Raw genomic sequence first — 18800 nt, forward strand, 5'->3', positions numbered from 1 at the left:
GGATCGGCCAGGGGGCGGGCGAAGAGGGAGCCTGCGATGAGCGAAGCGCGGCCACCGCTCGGGGCCGATCAGCTCGAGGCCAGGGCACTCGGCCCCAGCGGACTCATGGACCTCCTGGGAGTCGCCGCGGTGCTGCTCGAGTCGGACGGGCGCATCGACATGTGGAGCCCGCAGGCGGAACAACTGTTCGGCTACACCGCGGGCGAGGCCGTCGGCCGGTACGCCGCGCCGCTGCTCGTCCGCCCCGAGCACCGCGGCGACGCCATGAGGCTGTTCGCGGAGGTGCTGGAGACCGGCCGCAGCTGGTCGGGAGCGTTCCCCGTGCGCCACAAGGACGGCAGCACCCGGCTGGCGGAGTTCCGCAACGTCCGCCTCACGGACAGCCGCGGCCGCGTCTACGCCCTGGGGATCGCCACCGACCGGCCCGTACTGCAGCGCCTGGAACGCGGCTTGGCCCTCTCCCTCCAGCTGGTCTCCCAGTCCCCGATCGGGCTCGCCGTGCTCGACACCGACCTGCGCTACCTCTCCGTCAACCCCGCCCTCGCCGAGATGCACGGCCTCGCCGAGGGCGACCACATCGGGCGCCCCTTCCGCGAGGTGCTCCCCGGGGCCAGGTTCCGCATGGCGGAGGACGCGATCCGGCAGGTCCTGCGGACGGGCACCCCGATCGTCGACCGGTACGTCGTCGGCCGCACGCCAGCGGACCCCGCCACCGACCGCGCCTGGTCGGTGTCCTACTTCCGGCTGGAGGACGGGAACGGGCACGTCCTGGGCATCGCCACCTCCGTGGTGGACGTCACCGACCGGCACCGTTCCGCCCAGGAGGCCGACCGCGCCCGGGCGCGCCTCGCCGTGATCGCCGACAGCTCCGCCCGCATCGGCACGTCCCTGGACGTGGAGGACACCGCCCGGGAACTCGCCGACGTCGTCGTCCCCGAACTCGCCGACTTCGCCGCCGTCGACGTCCTCGACTCCGCGCTGCGCGACGACGGCGGCGAGCCCGGCCACGACCGCCCCCGCTTCCGCGCGCTCTCCTCCAAGTGCACCGAGGCCAGTGAGGCGGCCGAGGCCTTCGGCCGGCCCGGCCGCCTCGTCTCCTACGGCCCCGACCACCTGGCCGCCCGATGCCTGGACACCGGCCGCCCCGGCCTGATCACCCACGCCGACGAGCGGAGCCTGGTGCGCATCGCCCGCGACCCCGACGCCGCCACGCTGCTGGCCCGGGCGGGCGTCCACACGGCCATGGCGGTACCGCTCATCGCCCGCGGCCGGATCCTCGGCGTCCTGGGCCTGGCCCGCGCCCGCACCCCGCAACCCTTCGACGAGGACGACCAGACCCTCGCCTGCGAACTGGCCTCCCGCGCCGCCGTGTCCATCGACAACGCCCGCCTCCACCAGCAGCTGCGCAGCACCGCCGAGACCCTGCAGCGCAGCCTCCTCCCGCGACTTCCGTCGGCCCACCCCCGCCTTGAACTCGCCGCCCGCTACTGCGCGGCGCAGGCCAGCAACGAGGTCGGCGGCGACTGGTACGACGTGATCCCCTTCGACGACGGCAGGGTCGCCCTCGTCATCGGCGACGTCATGGGCAGCGGCGTCCCCGCGGCCACCACCATGGGACGCCTGCGCACCGCCACCTCCACCCTCGCGGGCCTCGACCTCGACCCCGCCCAAGTCCTCGGCCACCTCGACCGGATCACCCACGGGCTGGACCCCTACATCGCGACCTGCGTCTACGCGGTCCACGACCCCGGTCGCGGAGTCTGCCACCTCTCCAACGCCGGCCACCTGCCCCCGGTCGTCGTCCGCGCGGGCAAGCGCCCGGAACTGCTCGAACTGCCCACCGGCACCCCCCTGGGGGTCGGCGGCGTGCCCTTCGAGAGCACCACCGTCGACCTCGTCCCGGGGGACCGCCTCGTCCTCTACACCGACGGCCTGGTCGAGACCCGCGACCGCGCCATCGACGAGCGCCTCGACGACCTCCTCCGCCTCCTGGACGCCCCCGACGAACCGGTCGAGCAAACCTGCGACCGCCTCCTCGCCGCCCTGCGCCACCCCGCCGACCGCGACGACGTGGCCCTCCTCATCGCGCGCCCGAAGGATGCGTGACCGACGTCGCGGTCAGCACCTATGCCGCGGCATGAACCAGACGGACCGCGCCGATCGTCGTCCCGATCAGGCCCAGGACCGCACCCACGGCCCTCAGCACCGGGGGAGCGAGGACGGCGCCGGCCCTCGGATGACGCGCCACACAGCGGTGAAGCCGCCCCGCCGCATCGCCCACGTTGAGCGCCACCAGCAGCAGGGCCACACCCAACCCGAGGTCGTAGGCCGCCCTCAGCCCAGCATTCATCGCAGGTCCCCTCCTCCGGTACCGCGGACGATCGGTCGGTCGCCGTGGAGCCGCCCACCCTAGCCATGACGGTGGTGACCCCCGTTTCCGGGAGACCGGTCGTAGGAGAGATGCTGTGCCCGTGACCGAGCACTGTTGTGAAGCCATGACCACCCACGTGAACTGGCACTGCGACCAGCACGCCGACGCCTTCGACTGTCCCGACGCGCTCGTCGGCTTCACCGCGAAGTTCCAGGAGTACGGCCTGATCATCCACGACGGCGGCAGCGCCGTCATCACGATCGAATTCTGCCCGTGGTGCGGTCAGCGCCTGCCCGAGTGCCAGCGCGACCGGTGGTTCGAGGAGTTGGAGGGCCGCGGGATCGACCCGTCCATGGACGACGTGCCGGTGGAATTCCAGGACGGGCGCTGGCTCCGGGCGTCGAGGAGTGACGTGCCGGGTCTGTGACCGGCGGTGCGCCGAACAAGCTTGCACGAGTCCATGGTCGGTCCGAGGCAGATGTACATCGTGGGCATGGAGCTTGTCGCTCGTCCACCGAGCCGGTGGCATGTGGAACTCGTCGCGGGTGCGATCACCGAGTTGTGGGCTGATGGAGGATCAGCGCAGCGCACCCTCCGAACTGGGCGATGACCGCATGTCGCTGACCTCGTTCCTCGGCGCAGGCGCTCGAGTGGACGGCGGGCCGGCCGTCAGATGCTGCCGGGTCGTACGTCACCGATAGGCACGTCCAGCACGCGCAGTCCGCGGGCGACTTGAGTACCCACGGCCACAAGGGCGACCACTGCCGTCAGGAGCAGCATTGCGGTGGTCGGGCCGAACGCGGATGACAGGATTCCCGCGGAGAGGGGGCCGAGCCATCGCAGTGAGGAGGCGCCGAAGTCGATCGCGCTGCTGACCCGGCCCATGAGTTCGTCCGGGATCATCCGGGTCTCGTACGTGGCGAAGATGACGTTGATCGGCGACACCAGGAACAGCAGTACGGCCACCAGCACACCTATCAGCCACGGCAGGGGGACGACCCCGATCGCCGCGAAGACCACGACACTGACCCACGAGAGCAGGATCACGATGGCACGGCCGTGAAAGCGCCTGGTGACACGGCCTGCGAACACGGCTCCGGCGAGACCTCCGACAGCACCGATCGAATTCACCCAGCCCACAAGCATCGGGCCGCCACCGTGACCACGTACCAGCACGATCACCAGGAGGAACATGCCGGCCACCGCTGCGTTGAACGTGGCGGTGTAGATGGTCAGGAACCGCAAATAGGCATCACGGAGTATGTATGCGAGTCCCATGCGGATGCTTGCCACGACGGACTCCCTCCGCGCTTCCCTGACGTCCGGCCCCAGCGGCTGACGGATCAACAGCACGCCCAGGGCACTCACAAGGAAGGAGACGGCGTCCCCGAGGAACGGCACCCAACGAGCAAGGGAGAACAGGAAGCCCCCAGTAGGAGGCGCAGCCAGTCTGACCGCCATGTCGCGACCCTGCATCTGCGAGAAGGCCGTCGGAAGCTGCTCTGGCGGCACGATTCGCCGAAGGGCCGGACGAGACGCACCGGAGGTCAGTCCCCCGACAAAGCCCTGAAACAGTCCCATCGCAGCAACATACGCAACATTGACATGGTCGAAGGCCACGGCCCAGCAGACGGAGCCGACCGCGACAGCCTGGAGCAGCGAGCCCGCCAGCAGAAGCATCCGCCGTGAATGGCGGTCGGCGAGCGAGCCGCCGACCAGCATCGTCGTGAGAGCGCCGATGCTCACGGTCGAGCCGACGATACCCGCACTCGCTGCGGATCCGGTCACGGTGAGAATCAGAAGCGGATACGCAAAGGCCGACAGAGCGGTACCGAAACCCGACACCGTCTCACCGACCCACCACCCCACGTAGTCCCGGTTGCGCCACAGCGCTTTCGATGGAGGTGCGGATTCCTGATTGACCAGGGAGTTTTGACGGGCCGTCATGCGAGGAGCTTAGAGGAGCCCCTCATGCCGTCACTGAGGCCTTCCGTTCGCTCGACGACACGGTGGAGTTGCGGGGGAGACGATCGACCGAGCCGTCGGCGAGCAGGGCCGGCGTCGCGGGCTCGCCCTGCCGGCCGGGCGGAAACCAGATGCGAGCTGTCCGCGCGGTGGTGTGGGATCGGGGGCATGGCGATCGTATTGGGCACGCCGGGAGTCGACGGGTTGGGCGAGGCCGTGGGCGTGCTGCGGGAGTGGCAGTACGACGGGGCGCCGATGCAGCTGCATCCGGGGGATCTGGGCTGGTACTGGCGGTTCGGTGCGGAGGCGACGGCCGCGGCGGTCCGGACCTGGAGCCGGGACGGAAGGATTCTCGCCGTCGGGCTGCTGGACGGGCCCGAGCTGTTGCGGATGACGATCGCCCCGGACGCCCGGCGGGACGAGGAGCTGGCGCGGCAACTGGTCGCGGACGTGACCGAGCCGGAGCGCGGCGTACTGGCGGAGGGGAAGGCGTACGTCGAGGCACCCAAGGGTGCACTGGTCCACGATCTGCTCTCCGAGGACGGCTGGAACCCCGACGAGCCGTGGACGCCGCTGCGCCGCGACCTCACGGAACCGGTGGAGGACCCGGGCGTGCGGATCGAAGTGGTCCGGCCGGAGCAGGCGCACGTGCGGGCCGCCGTGCAGCGGGCGTCGTTCGACCGGTCGACGTTCACGGAGGAGCGCTGGCATGCGATGGCCGCCGGACTGCCGTACGCCGACGCCCGGTGCCTGGTGGCGTACGACGACCAGGGCCACGCGGTGGCGGCGGTGACGGTGTGGTCGGCCGGTCCGGGCAAGCCCGGGCTGCTCGAGCCGATGGGCGTGGACCGGGAACACCGCGGCCACGGCCAGGGCAAGGCGATCACCCTCGCCGCGGCCGCCGCACTCCAGGGGCTGGGTTCGTCGAGCGCGATCGTCTGCACCCCGAGCTCCAATGTCGCCGCCGTCGCCACCTACACGTCAGCCGGCTTCCGGCGACTCCCCGAGGTGCGGGACCGACGCCGCGACGCCTAGATGATCAATTCCGAGGGGATCCCCGAAGGGCAGGTCCGCCGCCGACTCGATGCTGCCTGCAAACTTTCGCGGCGCTAATCTGGCCGCCATGTCGAATCCCGTGCGTCTGCGTCCCATAGTCGAGCGCGACCTGGACCTGCTGGAACGTCTCTTCGAGGACCCGGACGAGGCGGCGGAGTCGGCCTTCTTCGGTCACCGCAACCCGAGGGCCCTCCGTCGGCAGTGGTCGGAGAAGGGCTTCCTCTCCCAGGAGGGGGGCAGGCTCGCCGTCGTCGGGAAGGACGACTGCTTCGTGGGTGAGGTGCAGTGGCACCAAGTCATGCTCGGCCCGGCTTCACCGTGCTGGAACATCGGCATCGCGCTGCTGGCGGCGGAGCGCGGCAAGGGATACGGCAAGCATGCCCAGCGTCAGCTGGCCGAGTACCTCTTCTCGCACACCAGGGTCAACCGGGTCGAGGCGAGTACCGACGTCGCCAACGTCGCGGAGCAGCGGGCCTTGGAGTCGGCCGGTTTCACGCGCGAGGGTGTGCAGCGCGGGGCCTGTTTCCGTGCCGGGAAGTGGCGCGACATGGTCGTGTACTCGGTCCTGCGATCCGAGGTCGTGCTTGCGGATTGAGCGGCCGCCCTGGTGGTGGCGTTCACCTGGCTGCCGGCAGGCCGGCCGGCTCGCAGCGGCAGCCGGCGCCACCGTGCTTACGCCTTGAGGAGATCGAGGATGGCCCGGGCGGTCGTGGTGGCATCGTTCGCCTGAATCCACGAGTACTCGTCGGAGACGATGAACACAGGCTGACCGCCCGCCTGGCAGTCGACGTCAACCGCTTCGAGGCTCCCTTCGATGTGGAGCCGGAAGGCGGTCTCGCCCTCCACTACGCGTTCGGCGACGAGTTCCGGCACCTGTGCGTGAACGAGGCGGAGAGCGTCGTCCAGGATACGGTCGGCCTCACCCGGTCCGAGGTCTGGGTTCACGGTCAGGATCCTGCCATCCTGTGCGCTCAGTGTGTTGTCCGCGCATCGGCACATCCCGCTTTCCTCCGGCGGCAGTCGAGCCGCCGTCGATCCGCAGGCTCCAGGCTGTCACATCCCGGTGGCCCATCTCGACTACCTGCGACCTCGCTTGACGCAACTCGATGGGAAGTGCCGCTTTGTCCGTACTTGAGTCCCCGGCGCAGATGACCGTCCGCCGCTCAACCGGCCTCCGTGCGTGGCCGGTGGCCGCGCTCGCTTCGTCGGTCGGTCTGATCGGGGGAGCGTTGACGTCCTTCGGTCAGGGTGTCGCACCGGGCGGCTGGCACGCGTTGGTCAACTCGGGCTCCTCATGGGTCATGGCCGCCTTCCTCATGGGTCTGTGTGCCCGTGGCCACTGGCCGAGAGCGTCCATGGCGGGGCTGTTGCCTGTGCGTGGGTGTCCTGCTCCCCGTCGCGCTCGCCCGTTCGGTGCGGGACAGGGCGTACGCCGTGCTCGCCCTGCTCGTGGGTGCCGGAGCCGCCGGTGGGGCCATGGTCCTCGTTTCCGCGGCGTTCCTGGCCTGAGGCTCAGGCCCGCGGCCTGCGGCCCGCCCGGAAGGCGCGGACGCGCGGCTGGGGCCGCGGGTCAGGAACGCCTCTTCATCCACGAGATGTCCTCGCCGCTGTGTCCCAGGGACCCCGCTTTCCAGGCGTGCATGTCGCGGCGGGCGTCCCGTACGTCCCGTGACATGGCTGCGCCGTCGCGATAGGGATGCTCGCCGTGCCGGCGGGATTTCCAGCCGACCCAGGAAGCGAGCGCCACGACCAGGACGAGGGGCACCAGGAACATCCACATGGGAACAGCATGTCGGCACTCCGGGGCGCCGCACAGGTGCCGTTTGCCACCACCCGGCGAAGCTTGGTTGCCGTGGCCGGGGCTTGACACGGCCGTCGGCACGCCCTGCCGCCCTGTGCGTGCCGTGGCGCAGGGTGCCGCCCGCGCGGTGTCCCCGGCCGGGCCGGAGCCGGCCGGGGACACCGCGGGCGGCGTAGGGTCAGGTGGTGCTGAAGGTGAACCAGTTGACGTTCACGAAGTCGGCCGGCTGGCCGCTGGTGAACGTCAGGTACACGTCGTGCTTGCCGGTGATGCCCGAGATGTTCGCCGGGATCGTCGTCCAGCTCTGCCAGCCGCCCGTGTTGGCGACGGAGAAGCTGCCGATCGGGGCGTTGCTCCGGCTGTCCAGCCGGACCTCGACCAGGCCGCTGACGCCGCCCGCGGCCCCGGAGGCGACCCGGGCCTTGAACTGCCGGGCCGTGGTCGTCCCGAAGTCGACGCCGGAGTAGAGCGCCCAGTCGCCGTTCGCGAGCGACGCCAGGTTCTGGCCGCCGCCGCTGTCCGTCGTCGTCTCGACGGTCGTGCCGGACTGCTGCGTGTACGACTCGGCCTGGAGGGTGCCGTAGGCGCTGCCCGTGCCCCCGGTCGGCGGGGGAGAGGTCGGGGGTTGCGTGCTGCCGCCGCCGGAGCTGTAGACGGCGACGTAGTCGACCAGCATGGGTACGCCCGAGACCGTGGAGGCCGTCGGCGTCTTGTACCCCGCCACCGGGTCGGGGAATGCCCCGCCCATCGCGACGTTCAGCAGGATGAAGTGGCCGTGGCCCGTGGCCGCGTTCCAGGTGGACGCGTCCATCTGGCTCGCGTTCACCGAGTGGAACTGGACCCCGTCGACGTACCAGCGCAGTTGCTGGGGGCTGACGCTGCGGTCCCACTCGAAGGCGAAGGTGTGGAAGTTGCCCTGGCAGGCGCTGCCGGGGCAGGCCCGGGTGGTGCCGAGGCCGCTGGTCTCGTTGCAGGGGCCGCCCGGGTTGGTGCCGCAGTGGAGCGTGCCCCAGACCTGGTTGACGCCGTTCACGTTCTCCATCAGGTCGAACTCGCCGATGGACGGCCAGTTCCAGTAGTTGCCCCGGTACGGCGCGCCCAGCGTCCAGAAGGCCGGCCAGTAGCCCGCCGCGGCCGCGCCGGTGACGTTCGGCATCTGGATGCGGGACTCGATGCGGAGCTTGCCGCCCGACGGGGGCTCGAAGTCGCTGCGGCGGGTCTCGACGCGCCCGGAGGTCCAGTTCCCCGCGGAGTCCCGGATCGGGGTGATGCGCAGGTTGCCCGAGCCGTCCTGGCGGAGGTTGGCGGTGCTGGAGGTGTAGGTCTGCACCTCGCCGGTTCCCCAGTTCGCGGCGCCGCCGGGGTAGCTGGTGCCGGTGTCGATGATCCAGTTGTCATTCGACGGGAGGGTGTTGGCGGCCCCGCTGAAGTCGTCGCTCCAGACGGTGGTCCAGCCGGACGGTGCCGGCGGGACGGAGGCCCTGGCCGAGCCGAGCAGGCCCAGGCAGAGCGCGGCGACGGTGGCTGCAGCGGCCACCATCAGGGTGAGCGGTCTGGCGGCGTACCGCCTGCCGGTGGTCGTACGCGCGGTCACGGGTGATGCCTCCTCGGGATCGGTGCCGGGGAAGGGTGCGGTTCCGGGTGGAGAGCGTCTGAGAGCGCTCTCATGTGGCGGGAACACCTTCCCGCCAGGGGGAACCGCGGTCAATACATGGAACAAAAGAAGTCGCGCGCGGTTTCCTGCCTTCACTGCTTGGAGTCAGTGGCGCCGACCGAGGGTGGGCCGGGTCGTGCCGCGGGCGGGAAAAGACAGCCGGAGGGCGGGTGTTGGGGGCGGCTGATGGCGTGGCCAGGATGTCCTGTCGACCGCGTTCGCGCTGCTGAGAGCGCTCTCAGAGCCAGGGCGACGGCCCCGGCGGACACCACCCCGGCCGAATGCGGCGGTCATGAAACGCGGAGACCTGGGTAGCCGATCCGTGTACGAATGGGGGTGAATGCGATGCCGGCAGGTTCACGTCGGAGGCGTGGACGGCAGGCGACGCCGACGGCCGGTCCCGGCTGAGCGAGGCCCGGCGTGACCGCGCACCGTGCGGTCACCGCCCCGGGGCTCGCACCCCCGGTGCCACCGGCCCGGCACAGGGCAACGGCGACCAGGGCCGCGCAAGGGAGTACAACATGATCATCCTCGGTATCATCCTGCTCATCATCGGATTCCTCGCCGGAATCTCCATCCTGTGGACCCTGGGAGCCATCCTCGTGGTCATCGGCCTCGTGCTCTGGGTCCTGGGTGCCATGGGACACGCCGTCGCGGGGCGCCGCCACTACTACTGACGGCCGGTGAGCCCGAGCACGTGCCGCGCCCTGTGTCCCCGAGGGCGCGGCACCCTCATGGGCACGGGTCGCCCGGATGGGCTGCCTGCAGTGGTCACCTGCGCGCGCGGGGGATTGGTTGTGATATGTCCCCCCGACGCCCAGGTGCACTGGAGTATTCGCATGGAATCCGGTTCCTCCGCGCACAACTGCCCCTTCGACTTCGCCGAAGCCCTCGAGTTCGACCCGCAGCTGAAGCACTTCCTGGAGAACGAGCAGATCTCCCGCATCAAGCTGCCGCACGGTGAGGGTGAGGCCTGGCTCGTCACGCGGTACGAGGACGTGCGGACCGTGACGACCGACCGGCGTTTCAGCCGCGCCGCCGTCGTCGGCAAGGACTTCCCCCGCATGACGCCGGAGCCGATCGTCCAGGACGAGGCCATCAACGTGATGGACCCGCCGGACAGCAGCCGGCTGCGCTCGCTGGTCTCCAAGGGTTTCACGCCCCGGAACGTCGAGCACATGCGCACCAGCATCGAGCGCGTCGTCGCCGAACTGCTCGACGGCATGGAGGAGAGCGGCTCCCCGGCCGACCTCGTGGAGCACCTGGCGGCGCCGCTCCCGCTGGCCGCCATCTGCGAGGTGCTCGACATCCCCGACGAGGACAGCTGGGAGCTGCGGGGCCACGCCCGCACCATGATGGACTTCAGCCCCGACAACCGGGACAACGCCGTCCACTCCAAGGCCTACCTGCGGGAGTACTTCACCAAGCTCACCGCCGAACGGCGCGCCCGCCCGGGCGACGACCTGGTCAGTGTGCTGGCCACCGCCCGTGACGGGGACGAGATCCTCAACGACAAGGAACTCGCCGTCATGGCCATGGTCCTGCTCATCACGGGCCAGGACACCACGTCGAACGAGATCGGCAACATCGCCTACACCCTGCTCACCCGCCCGCGCGAGCTGGCCATGCTGCGCGAGCAGCCGGACCGCATCCCGCAGGCCATCGAGGAGATGCTGAGGTACATCCCGTTCCGCAAGGGCGTCGGCATCCCGCGGATCGCCGTCGAGGACGTGGAGATGGGCGGCGTGCTGATCCGGGCCGGCGACGTCGTCCACGTCTCGTACCTGACCGCGAACCGTGACCCGGAGAAGTTCGACCGCCCCGACGAGCTGGACCTGGACCGCACCGGCACGCCCCACATGACCTTCGGCTGGGGCGGTCACCACTGCCTCGGCGCGCCGCTGGCGACCATGGAGCTCCAGGTGGCCTTCAGGGAGCTGCTGCGCCGCTTCCCGGACCTGAGGCTGGCCAAGCCCGCCGACGAGGTGCGCTGGAGCGCCACGTCGATCTGGCGCTACCCGGTGGCCCTGCACGTCGCCTGGTGAGCTGTCCGCTGCGACCCCCCGCTCCGTCCTCCGTTCCGGCCCCGCACCCGCACGGGTGCGGGGCCGGTTCCGTCCCGTTCTCCCTCGTGACGGCGGGTGCAGGCCGCTCCGACATGCGGAATCCGCCCAAGTGACGTACGTTTTCCTGGTGGACGCAAATCTGAACAGGCCATGAATCCCACTTCGACAGCAGCCGGTCCCCCTTTGTGAACCGTCTTTTGCCGGGACCTCGTGAACGTCAGGCCTTCTGTGGGCGCGCACATGAATGCGCTCGTACCCCCTACCGCATTTTCGTGACAGGTACGGGCCTGCTCCGGAAATCCCGGAGCAGCGCGCCACATGGACCATAGCCCGCCGAGGGGCAGGAAATGGAGCCACGCATGGCTGTTCTGTGCAAGCCGGTGATCTCGGTTCCCGACAACGTTATCACCTGCGAACAAACGCTTGAGCTGGCACGACGGCTGCACAAGGACCACCCGCAACTCGGCCTGACCCTCAGGCTCATTGAGAACACGGGCGTTCAGAAGCGGCACCTGATCCAGCCGATCGAAGAGGTGCTCAAACATCCGGGCTTCGACGTACGCAGCCAGATCTACGAGGCGGAGTCGAAGGCACGGGTACCGGCCGTCATACGACAGGCGCTGGACCAGGCCGAGTTGGAGCCCGACGAGATCGACATCATCGTGTACGTCTCGTGCACGGGCTTCATGATGCCGTCGCTGACGGCGTGGCTCATCAACAAGATGGGATTCCGCCACGACACCCGTCAACTGCCCATCGCGCAGCTCGGTTGTGCGGCAGGAGGCGCGGCCATCAACCGCGCCCATGACTTCTGCACCGCGTACCCGGAGGCCAACGCCCTCATCGTGGCATGCGAGTTCTGCTCGCTGTGCTACCAGCCCACGGACCTCAGCGTCGGAACGCTGCTGTCCAACGGGCTGTTCGGCGACGGCATCGCCGCCGCCGTCGTCCGGGGCAGCGGTGGCACCGGGATGCGGCTGGAGCGCAACGCCTCCTACCTCATCCCGAACACCGAGGAGTGGATCTCCTACGCGGTGCGCCAGACGGGCTTCCACTTCCAGCTCGACAAGCGCGTACCCGGCACCATGGAGCCCCTGGCACCGGTGCTGCGCCAGGTCGCGGAGGACCACACGTGGAACGCCGCCAAGCTGGACTACTACATCATCCACGCCGGCGGTCCCCGGATCCTGGACGACCTCTGCCGCTTCCTCGGTGTCCCGCCGGAGTCGTTCCGCTTCAGCCGGGCCACGCTGACCGAGTACGGCAACATCGCGAGCGCCGTCGTCCTCGACGCCCTGTACCGGATGTTCGAGGAGGGCTCCGCCCTCGACGGGCACCGCGGACTGCTGGCGGGCTTCGGCCCGGGCATCACCGCGGAGATGGTCCTGGGGACCTGGGTCACCAACGGGCTCGACGCCACGATGACGCCCCAGCACTCCTACGGGGAGTACGACGTCATCACCTGAGGCTGCGGCCCCGGTGACGGTCCGGGCCGGCGGTGGCCGGGACGCCACGGCGTCCCCCCATCCGCCGGCCCGGCCCCACCGGCCGGGTGAGGCCCGTTCAGCCTTGCGACGCGACGGCCGCGCGGCCGTCGCGTCGCGCCCGTTTCTCCGGGCCCGTCACGCGGGGCCCGTCACGCGGGGCCCGTCACGCGGGGCCCGTCACGCGGGGACCGCGCGCTCGCGGGCGGTCACGAAGCCCACCACGGCCTCCGCGAAGCGACCGGGCTCCTCGATGTGGCCGAAGTGCCCGCTGTCCTCCAGGACCAGCAGCTCCGATTGGGGGATCAGCTCGTGCAGTTCACCGGCCCAGCGCATCCCGCAGACCACGTCGTACCGGCCCACCACGACCAGCGCCGGCACGCTGAGGGACCCCAACCGCCCGCGGTCGTCGACGGCATCGGGGACGAGGTCCTCGCCCAGCCCCGAGATGTGGGTGCCCGACACCGCGGCGCTCAAGGGCGCGAACTCCTCCTCCCGGCCCCAGTAGTCCGCGAAGTAGGCGGGCAGCAGCCCCTTGAGGACCGCCGTCATACCCGCGTCGTCGGAGATGGCGGACACCTTCTGGAAGGCTTCCAGGACCTCCGCCAGACCGGGGTGACCGGCGTGCCGGGCGGCGAACTCCTCCACCATGCGCATCGCCTCGGCGCCGTGCTCGGGGCCGGTGACCGGCGCGCTGTCGTACAGGACGATCCCGGCGACACGCGCGGGCCGGTGCAGCGCGTGGTACTGGACGACGAAGCCGCCGTGCGAATGCCCCAGCAGGTGCACGCGCGGGGTGCCCAGGTGGTCGACGAGCGCGTCCAGGAACCGGCTGTAGCGCTCACGGGTGTAGCCGTGCGGGTGCGAGGGGAGACGGCCCGAGCCGCCGGTGCCGACCGGCTCCGGGTAGACGACCGTCAGGTGGCGTTCGACCTCGGGCATGCGCAGGTACTCCCAGAACACGCCCGGCCCGCCGGAGTGCGCGATGCACACCGGTCCGGTGCCGTGGACGTGGTAACGCTGGGCCACCCCGTCCACCTCGAAGGTGTGGGTGCCGGGGGACAGGGGGTCGGTCAGGGGGGTGGGCATCGCTGCTCCGTATCCGGAAGGTGTCGAGGACACCGACAGGACGCGGGGCGGCGCGGCAAGTTCGATCGCCGGCGAGTGACGGTCGTCACAACCCGGCGGCGGGCCGGCCGCGTACGCGCACAGGGGCCGGTCGGCCCCCTCCTGCGGCGGAAATGATCCGTGTGGCCCCTGCTGCGGCAGTGCCGGCGCGTGCGACGGTCGTCGGACAGGGAAGGGAGCACGGCCATGAGCGGCAGGGCGGTGTTCTGGCGCTGGCGCCGCAATCCGCTGCGGCGACGGTCCGATGTCCTGGAGGCCTGGACGGGCGTGGCGGCGGCCCTGCTGATCGCCGCCGGGGCCCCGGCGGCCGGGGCGGCCACGGCGGCCGCGGTGGAGCAGTCCGAACTGCGGCGGAGCCAGGGCACCCACCTGGCGACGGCCGTCCTGACCGAGGACGCCGCGAAGGCCGTGGAGAACCCGTACACCGGCTCCATCGGAAAGGTCCTCACCACCGTCCGGTGGACCGCGTCCGACGGCTCCGCCCGAACCGGTCAGGCCCGCGTCGAACCGGGCAGTCCCGCGGGATCCACCACGTCCGTCTGGCTGGACGCGAACGGCCGGCTGCAGCAGAACCGGCTCACCCCCGCGCAGGCCGAGGCCCAGGGCGTCGTCTTCGGCTCGGTCGCCGCCGCGGGCGCCTGCGCGCTGGTCCTCGCCGGGCGCTGGGTCGTCCGCCTGCGGATCGACCGCCGGCGCGCCGCGGCCTGGGGCCGCGAGTGGGAGGAAAGCGGCCCCTCATGGGGTCACCGCAGGGCCTGATCCCCGACAGCCCCCTTGACCGGCGCGCGGGGCCCGGACGTCGGCCGGCGCCGCGGGGAAACCGGCGGCGGACGACGGGCAGGGCGGACGAGGAGGCGCGGTGAGCGGTCTGGTGGTCGTAGGAGCGGACGGCTCGGCCTCGAGCCTTGCCGCGGTGGAGACGGCGGCCCGGGAGGCCGCATGGCGCGGCGCCGGACTGCGGGTGGTGCACGCCTTTCTGTGGCCGGCCATGCACGTGCCGCTGGGACCCCCGGCCCTGGGCCCGTCCGAGGGCGGCCTGCGGAACGCCGCGCAGCGGGTGGTGGCGGAGGCCGTGGAACGCGCCGGGCGCGCGGCACCGGAGGTGGACGTGACCCACGCCGTGGTGACCGGGGAACCCCTCACCGTGCTGGAGGCCCAGTCGCGCGCCGCGGAACTGGTCGTCGTGGGATCCCGCGGCATGGGCGGCTTCGTCGGCCTGATGCTGGGCTCTACGGCGGTGCACCTCGCCGCGCACGGCCAGTGCCCGGTCCTGGTGGTCCGGGAGCAGCCGGCCGCAGGCGGTCCGGTCCTGCTGGGCGTCGACGGTTCCCCGGCCGGCGCGGACGCCGTCGACTTCGCCTTCGCCGAGGCCGCGTTGCGCGGCGCCGAACTCCTCGCCCTGCACGCGTGGACCCCGTGGCACACGCCCGTACCGCCGCCCCAGGACCCCGCGATGCCGTACGCGAGCGAGCCGGGCGAACTCGCCCGCACCGAGGAACGCCTGGTGGCCGAGACGATCGCGGGACGGCGGGAGCGCTACCCCGGAGTCGCGGTCCGCACGAAAACGGTGCGTGGCGCGACCCGCGAGACCCTCATCGAGGAGAGCCGGACCGCGCAGCTGCTCGTCGTCGGCGCACGCGGACGCGGCGGTTTCTCCGGGCTGGTGCTCGGCTCCGTCAGCCAGGCGGTCCTGCACCACGCGCACTGCCCGGTCGCCGTGGTGCGCGGCTCCGCCGCCGCACGGTGAGGGCGGTGCGCGGCGCTCCATGATGGGGCGCCCGGGGTGCCTTCGCCGGGACGTCCGGGTCCGGCAGGTCGTGGTGGTGGCCCGCGCGGGGCCCGCTGCACTCGCAGCCCGCAGGGCGGGCTGGCCGTCCGCACCGGGCGCGCCGCCCCGCGCCCGGCCGCGCGGCGCTGCACATGCGTTCCGCGGAGCGGTGGCCGGGGTGCTCGGGCGGTCGGCGGTGAGGAACGTGCTCAGCCGACCAGGATGCGGCGTCCGGTCACGCTCGCCGGGACGACGCGGATCCACAGGTCGCGGTCGCCGCCCGCCCAGGGGCCGGCGTACTCGCGCTCCGCCAGCCGGCGCACGGCCCCCGGGTCGGTGACGGCGGAGGCGACACCGCGGACGAGCACGCTCCAGCCCTGGCTGAGGGCCTCGTCGACCTGGTCGACCTCGAAGGCGCACCTGGTGTCCGCGGCCGCCGCGGGCGTGGCCCCGGGATGGGTGCGGAAGGCGATCACGCCGTCGGCGACCGTGTAGTTGACCGGCAGGATCGCCAGCCCGTCGGGCGTGTCCAGCCCGATCCTGCCGACCCCGTGCGTGGACAGCAGCGCCCAGCACTCGCCGGGGCCGAGTTCCACCAGTGACGCCCGGCCCGCCGCGCGTCCCCGGCCGGGCGGCAGCTCCGCCTCGCCGCCGCTCAGCGCGGACACGCTCGTCCCCAGCGCCGTGGCCAGCCCGTGCAGGGTGGAGCTGCCCGGCGCCGCGGTCGGCTCCTGCTCCACGTACCGCAGATAGCCCGGGGCGATGCCGGCGCGTTCCGCCGTCTCCTCCAGGGACAGGCCCAGTTCCTCCCGGCGGCTCGCGATCCGGCGCCCGATGTCCCCGGCCGCGGCGGCCGCGTCCTGCTGCGTCATGACCGGTCACGTCCTTCCGTACGTCGCGGATGCGTCCCCTCCAGGGTCCCGCGGCCGGCGCGGCGGCGCCGCTGGGACGGCGTCCGGGCCGGACCGACGGGCACAGGTACGGCCGCCACCCCCCGCCACCGCGCCGGTACACGCCCCGTACGCTTGATCACAGCGGTGACCTGCTCCCACTGTCCCGGGCGGCGCATGCCCTCGCCCATGGGCCGGTCGGCCCCCGGACGGGCCCGGCGGGCCCCTGCCGGAGGCCCGTCGCCGGCGGGAAGCTGGGGGCGAACAGCCCACGCCCTTCGTCCCGTTCGCCAGGAGGCACGTCATGTCCCGTACGGTCACCGCCGGTCTCGACGGATCACCCGAGAGCCTGGCCGCCGCGGACTGGGCCGCCCGCGAGGCACTGCGCCGCGGACTGCCCCTGAGGCTCGTGCACGTCCACGACTGGCAGCCGTACACGTCCGCCTACGCCCCGCTGGCCGGGGCGGTGGCCGCGGTGGATCCCGACGCCCAGCGGCAGTGGGCCGAGTCCGTGCCGCGCGACGCCGCGGACGAGCTCGCCGGGCGTCACCCGGATCTGGAGATCTCCGCCGGGCTCGTGAGCGGGCAGCCCGCGGCGGCCCTCGCGGCCGCCGCCGAGGAGTCGGAGCTGCTGGTGCTCGGCTCCCGGGGCCTCGGCGCGCTCGCCGGTTTCCTCGTCGGCTCCGTGGCCTCCGCGACCGTCGCGCAGGCCGTCCGCCCGGTCGTCCTCGTACGGGCCGGTGAGACGGGCAAGGACGAGCACCGGCCGGACCTCGACGGGCTGGTCTCGGAGTACACGCCCTTCCGTGACGTGGTGCTGGGCATCGACCTGGCCCGTCCCCACGACGATCTGCTGGCCTTCGCCTTCGAGGCCGCCGTGCTGCGCGGGACGGGCCTGCGCGTCGTCCACGGCTGGAACCTGCCGGGCTCCTACGGTTTCAACCCCGCGGCGATCGCCCTGGACCTGGAGCACGAGCTGACCGACGCCCAGGCGAAGGCGCTCACGCAGGCGCTGGCGCCGTGGCGGGCCAAGTACCCCGCCGTCGAGGTCGTGGAGCACTCCCTGGTCGGCGGGGCGGCGCACCATCTGGTCGAGGCGGCGGCCGACGCCTCACTGGTCGTCGTCGGCCGCCGTGTCCGGCACGCGGTTGCCGGCCTGCACATCGGCCCGGTGACCCATGCGGTGCTGCACCATGCCAAGGCGCCCGTGGCGGTCGTCCCGCACGACTGACGGTCGTCACGCCCGAGGCCGTCCCGGGTCAGCGGGTGGGGCGGCCCACCGCGTCGATGAGCGCCGTCTCCTCGTCCGCCAGCCGCAGCGCGCCCGCCGCCAGGTTGTCGGCCAGGTGCTCCGGATCGCCGGTCCCCGGGATGGCGAGCACGTGGTCGCCCTGCGCGAGCGTCCACGCCAGCCGCACCTGCGCGGGCGAGACACCGTGGGCGGCCGCGACGGCGAGCACCGCGTCGCTCTCGGCACCGCCGGCGCCGGGCCCCTGCTCGCGGCCCCCGCCGGCGATGGAGAAGAAGGGCACGAATGCGATGCCCTGGGCACCGCATTCCCGCAGCAGGTCGTCGCTCTCGCGCGCGTCGACGCCGTAGCGGTTCTGGACGCACACCACGGGGGCGATGGCCCGTGCCGCGGCCAGGTGCTCGGGACGGACGTTGGACAGCCCCAGGTGGCGGACGAGCCCGGCCTCGCGCAGCTCGGCCAGGGCGCCGAAGTGCTCGGCGACGGAAGTGCCGCCCATGAAGCGGAGGTTGACCAGGTCGAGGTGGTCGCGGCCGAGCTGCCGCAGGTTCTCCTCGACCTGGCCGCGCAGCTGGTCGGGACGGGCGGCGGTGGCCCACTCCCCGGAGGCGTCCCGTGCGGGCCCCACCTTGGTGGCGATGACCAGGTCCTCCGGGTACGGCGCCAGGGCCGAGTTGATGAGCTCGTTGGCCGAACGCAGCCGTGAGAAGTAGAAGGCGGCGGTGTCGATGTGGTCGACGCCGAGCTCGACGGCGCGGCGCAGCACGCCGATCGCGCGGTCACGGTCGCTGGGCGTGCCGAGGTGGAAGGCGGCGCTGCCGGTCAGCCGCATCGCGCCGAAGCCGATCCGGTTCACCTTCATGTCGCCGAGGAGCCAGGTGCCGGCGGCGGCCGCGGAGATCCTGCCAGTGGTCATGGGTGACTGTTTCCTTTCGCCGGCCTGGAGTATCCCCCGACGTCTTCCGTCGCCGGTGAGCGGGCCGGGACGGCCACCGCCACCCGCGAACCCCCGGTGCGGCGCACTGACCGCGCTTGCCGTTCCGCCTCCGTACTTGAACGATTCAGTACATGACGGGGAGGAACATACGCGGCGGCGGCCACCGCGACAAGACGCCCGGCACCTGAAGCCGCCGTCCCGCCCTCGCGAGGCGGCTTGCCGTCACCCTGTCACCCCTTCTGCAAGGCTTTGTGACGGTCCGTCGGCAGCCTGGTCCCCACAGGCAGTGGTTTGACCTGTCACTCTTGACGGTCTCCGCGGAGTCACCCTAGGTTGCCGCTGGCTCTAAAAACGATTCATTCGCTCTCAGGCCAGTGGCCGGGCATCGGGCTGCCCGGCAACCGCGTTCCACGGCCGCATGCCGCCGGACA

19 protein-coding genes are annotated in these 18800 nt (G+C 71.9%); 11 read left to right on the forward strand and 8 right to left on the reverse strand.

Annotated features, from left to right (window positions below; genetic code table 11):
* Window positions 1-36: 36 nt before the first annotated feature.
* Window positions 37-2106 carry a SpoIIE family protein phosphatase gene (locus tag OG937_42940; GenBank protein WUD77995.1) on the forward strand — a complete coding sequence of 690 codons (2070 nt, stop codon included), beginning with the start codon at window positions 37-39 and terminating at the stop codon, window positions 2104-2106.
* A gap of 19 nt (window positions 2107-2125) precedes the next feature.
* Here the strand turns inward: OG937_42940 and OG937_42945 are convergent, their stop codons facing one another.
* Entirely contained in the window at window positions 2126-2350 is a 225-nt protein-coding gene (locus OG937_42945) for a hypothetical protein (protein WUD77996.1), read from the reverse strand.
* Between the two features lie 121 nt (window positions 2351-2471).
* On the opposite strand from OG937_42945, the gene OG937_42950 reads away from it, so the two are divergent.
* Window positions 2472-2798 (forward strand): hypothetical protein, encoded by a 327-nt coding sequence (locus OG937_42950; GenBank protein WUD79063.1) that lies wholly within the window; start codon window positions 2472-2474, stop codon window positions 2796-2798.
* A gap of 242 nt (window positions 2799-3040) precedes the next feature.
* Here the strand turns inward: OG937_42950 and OG937_42955 are convergent, their stop codons facing one another.
* Window positions 3041-4318 carry an MFS transporter gene (locus tag OG937_42955; protein WUD77997.1) on the reverse strand — a complete coding sequence of 426 codons (1278 nt, stop codon included), beginning with the start codon at window positions 4316-4318 and terminating at the stop codon, window positions 3041-3043.
* Between the two features lie 186 nt (window positions 4319-4504).
* Here OG937_42955 and OG937_42960 point away from each other — a divergent pair, with 186 nt between their 5' ends.
* Window positions 4505-5371, forward strand: a complete 867-nt coding sequence (locus OG937_42960) for a GNAT family N-acetyltransferase (protein WUD77998.1) — start codon at window positions 4505-4507, stop codon at window positions 5369-5371.
* A gap of 88 nt (window positions 5372-5459) precedes the next feature.
* Window positions 5460-5987, forward strand: coding sequence for a GNAT family N-acetyltransferase (locus tag OG937_42965; protein WUD77999.1), 528 nt, complete (start codon window positions 5460-5462; stop codon window positions 5985-5987).
* A 77-nt stretch (window positions 5988-6064) separates the two neighbouring features.
* Here OG937_42965 and OG937_42970 read toward each other — a convergent pair whose 3' ends face one another.
* Window positions 6065-6337, reverse strand: a complete 273-nt coding sequence (locus OG937_42970) for a hypothetical protein (protein WUD78000.1) — start codon at window positions 6335-6337, stop codon at window positions 6065-6067.
* Between the two features lie 432 nt (window positions 6338-6769).
* Between OG937_42970 and OG937_42975 the strand changes: the two genes are divergently transcribed.
* The gene (locus tag OG937_42975; protein ID WUD78001.1) at window positions 6770-6901 is read left to right on the forward strand and encodes a hypothetical protein; all 132 of its coding nucleotides are present in this window, start codon (window positions 6770-6772) and stop codon (window positions 6899-6901) included.
* A 61-nt stretch (window positions 6902-6962) separates the two neighbouring features.
* Here OG937_42975 and OG937_42980 read toward each other — a convergent pair whose 3' ends face one another.
* Window positions 6963-7172 (reverse strand): hypothetical protein, encoded by a 210-nt coding sequence (locus tag OG937_42980; protein WUD78002.1) that lies wholly within the window; start codon window positions 7170-7172, stop codon window positions 6963-6965.
* A 199-nt stretch (window positions 7173-7371) separates the two neighbouring features.
* On the reverse strand, window positions 7372-8733 hold the full coding sequence (locus OG937_42985; GenBank protein ID WUD79064.1) for a glycoside hydrolase family 16 protein: 1362 nt from the start codon (window positions 8731-8733) through the stop codon (window positions 7372-7374).
* Between the two features lie 635 nt (window positions 8734-9368).
* On the opposite strand from OG937_42985, the gene OG937_42990 reads away from it, so the two are divergent.
* From OG937_42990 to OG937_43000, 3 genes are all read left to right on the forward strand, one after another.
* The gene (locus OG937_42990; protein WUD78003.1) at window positions 9369-9524 is read left to right on the forward strand and encodes a DUF6131 family protein; all 156 of its coding nucleotides are present in this window, start codon (window positions 9369-9371) and stop codon (window positions 9522-9524) included.
* Window positions 9525-9686: 162 nt separating this feature from the next.
* Window positions 9687-10892, forward strand: a complete 1206-nt coding sequence (locus OG937_42995; protein ID WUD78004.1) for a cytochrome P450 — start codon at window positions 9687-9689, stop codon at window positions 10890-10892.
* A 380-nt stretch (window positions 10893-11272) separates the two neighbouring features.
* Window positions 11273-12379, forward strand: a complete 1107-nt coding sequence (locus OG937_43000; protein ID WUD78005.1) for a type III polyketide synthase — start codon at window positions 11273-11275, stop codon at window positions 12377-12379.
* A gap of 198 nt (window positions 12380-12577) precedes the next feature.
* Here the strand turns inward: OG937_43000 and OG937_43005 are convergent, their stop codons facing one another.
* Window positions 12578-13486: an alpha/beta hydrolase gene (locus OG937_43005; GenBank protein ID WUD78006.1), complete on the reverse strand. Its 909-nt coding sequence runs from the start codon at window positions 13484-13486 to the stop codon at window positions 12578-12580.
* A 225-nt stretch (window positions 13487-13711) separates the two neighbouring features.
* Here OG937_43005 and OG937_43010 point away from each other — a divergent pair, with 225 nt between their 5' ends.
* Window positions 13712-14284, forward strand: coding sequence for a hypothetical protein (locus tag OG937_43010; protein ID WUD78007.1), 573 nt, complete (start codon window positions 13712-13714; stop codon window positions 14282-14284).
* Window positions 14285-14384: 100 nt separating this feature from the next.
* Window positions 14385-15272, forward strand: coding sequence for a universal stress protein (locus OG937_43015; protein WUD78008.1), 888 nt, complete (start codon window positions 14385-14387; stop codon window positions 15270-15272).
* Between the two features lie 230 nt (window positions 15273-15502).
* Here the strand turns inward: OG937_43015 and OG937_43020 are convergent, their stop codons facing one another.
* On the reverse strand, window positions 15503-16165 hold the full coding sequence (locus OG937_43020; GenBank protein WUD78009.1) for a pyridoxamine 5'-phosphate oxidase family protein: 663 nt from the start codon (window positions 16163-16165) through the stop codon (window positions 15503-15505).
* A gap of 322 nt (window positions 16166-16487) precedes the next feature.
* Between OG937_43020 and OG937_43025 the strand changes: the two genes are divergently transcribed.
* Window positions 16488-17414, forward strand: coding sequence for a universal stress protein (locus OG937_43025; protein ID WUD78010.1), 927 nt, complete (start codon window positions 16488-16490; stop codon window positions 17412-17414).
* A 28-nt stretch (window positions 17415-17442) separates the two neighbouring features.
* Here the strand turns inward: OG937_43025 and OG937_43030 are convergent, their stop codons facing one another.
* A complete protein-coding gene (locus OG937_43030; GenBank protein ID WUD78011.1) occupies window positions 17443-18348 on the reverse strand; it encodes an oxidoreductase in 906 nt (301 codons plus the stop codon).
* Window positions 18349-18800: the final 452 nt, after the last annotated feature.

The organism is Streptomyces sp. NBC_00510 (genome assembly GCA_036013505.1).
In the GTDB taxonomy this organism is placed as follows: Bacteria; Actinomycetota; Actinomycetes; order Streptomycetales; family Streptomycetaceae; genus Actinacidiphila.

Excerpts from the sequence above, each read along its gene's own strand:
- OG937_42940 (WUD77995.1), top strand. The coding sequence starts at position 37 with ATGAGCGAAGCGCGGCCACCGCTCGGGGCCGATCAGCTCGAGGCCAGG.
- OG937_42945 (WUD77996.1), bottom strand. The coding sequence starts at position 2,350 with ATGAATGCTGGGCTGAGGGCGGCCTACGACCTCGGGTTGGGTGTGGCC.
- OG937_42955 (WUD77997.1), bottom strand. The coding sequence starts at position 4,318 with ATGACGGCCCGTCAAAACTCCCTGGTCAATCAGGAATCCGCACCTCCA.
- OG937_42960 (WUD77998.1), top strand. The coding sequence starts at position 4,505 with ATGGCGATCGTATTGGGCACGCCGGGAGTCGACGGGTTGGGCGAGGCC.
- OG937_42965 (WUD77999.1), top strand. The coding sequence starts at position 5,460 with ATGTCGAATCCCGTGCGTCTGCGTCCCATAGTCGAGCGCGACCTGGAC.
- OG937_42980 (WUD78002.1), bottom strand. The coding sequence starts at position 7,172 with ATGTGGATGTTCCTGGTGCCCCTCGTCCTGGTCGTGGCGCTCGCTTCC.
- OG937_42985 (WUD79064.1), bottom strand. The coding sequence starts at position 8,733 with ATGGTGGCCGCTGCAGCCACCGTCGCCGCGCTCTGCCTGGGCCTGCTC.
- OG937_42990 (WUD78003.1), top strand. The coding sequence starts at position 9,369 with ATGATCATCCTCGGTATCATCCTGCTCATCATCGGATTCCTCGCCGGA.
- OG937_42995 (WUD78004.1), top strand. The coding sequence starts at position 9,687 with ATGGAATCCGGTTCCTCCGCGCACAACTGCCCCTTCGACTTCGCCGAA.
- OG937_43000 (WUD78005.1), top strand. The coding sequence starts at position 11,273 with ATGGCTGTTCTGTGCAAGCCGGTGATCTCGGTTCCCGACAACGTTATC.
- OG937_43005 (WUD78006.1), bottom strand. The coding sequence starts at position 13,486 with ATGCCCACCCCCCTGACCGACCCCCTGTCCCCCGGCACCCACACCTTC.
- OG937_43010 (WUD78007.1), top strand. The coding sequence starts at position 13,712 with ATGAGCGGCAGGGCGGTGTTCTGGCGCTGGCGCCGCAATCCGCTGCGG.
- OG937_43020 (WUD78009.1), bottom strand. The coding sequence starts at position 16,165 with ATGACGCAGCAGGACGCGGCCGCCGCGGCCGGGGACATCGGGCGCCGG.
- OG937_43025 (WUD78010.1), top strand. The coding sequence starts at position 16,488 with ATGTCCCGTACGGTCACCGCCGGTCTCGACGGATCACCCGAGAGCCTG.
- OG937_43030 (WUD78011.1), bottom strand. The coding sequence starts at position 18,348 with ATGACCACTGGCAGGATCTCCGCGGCCGCCGCCGGCACCTGGCTCCTC.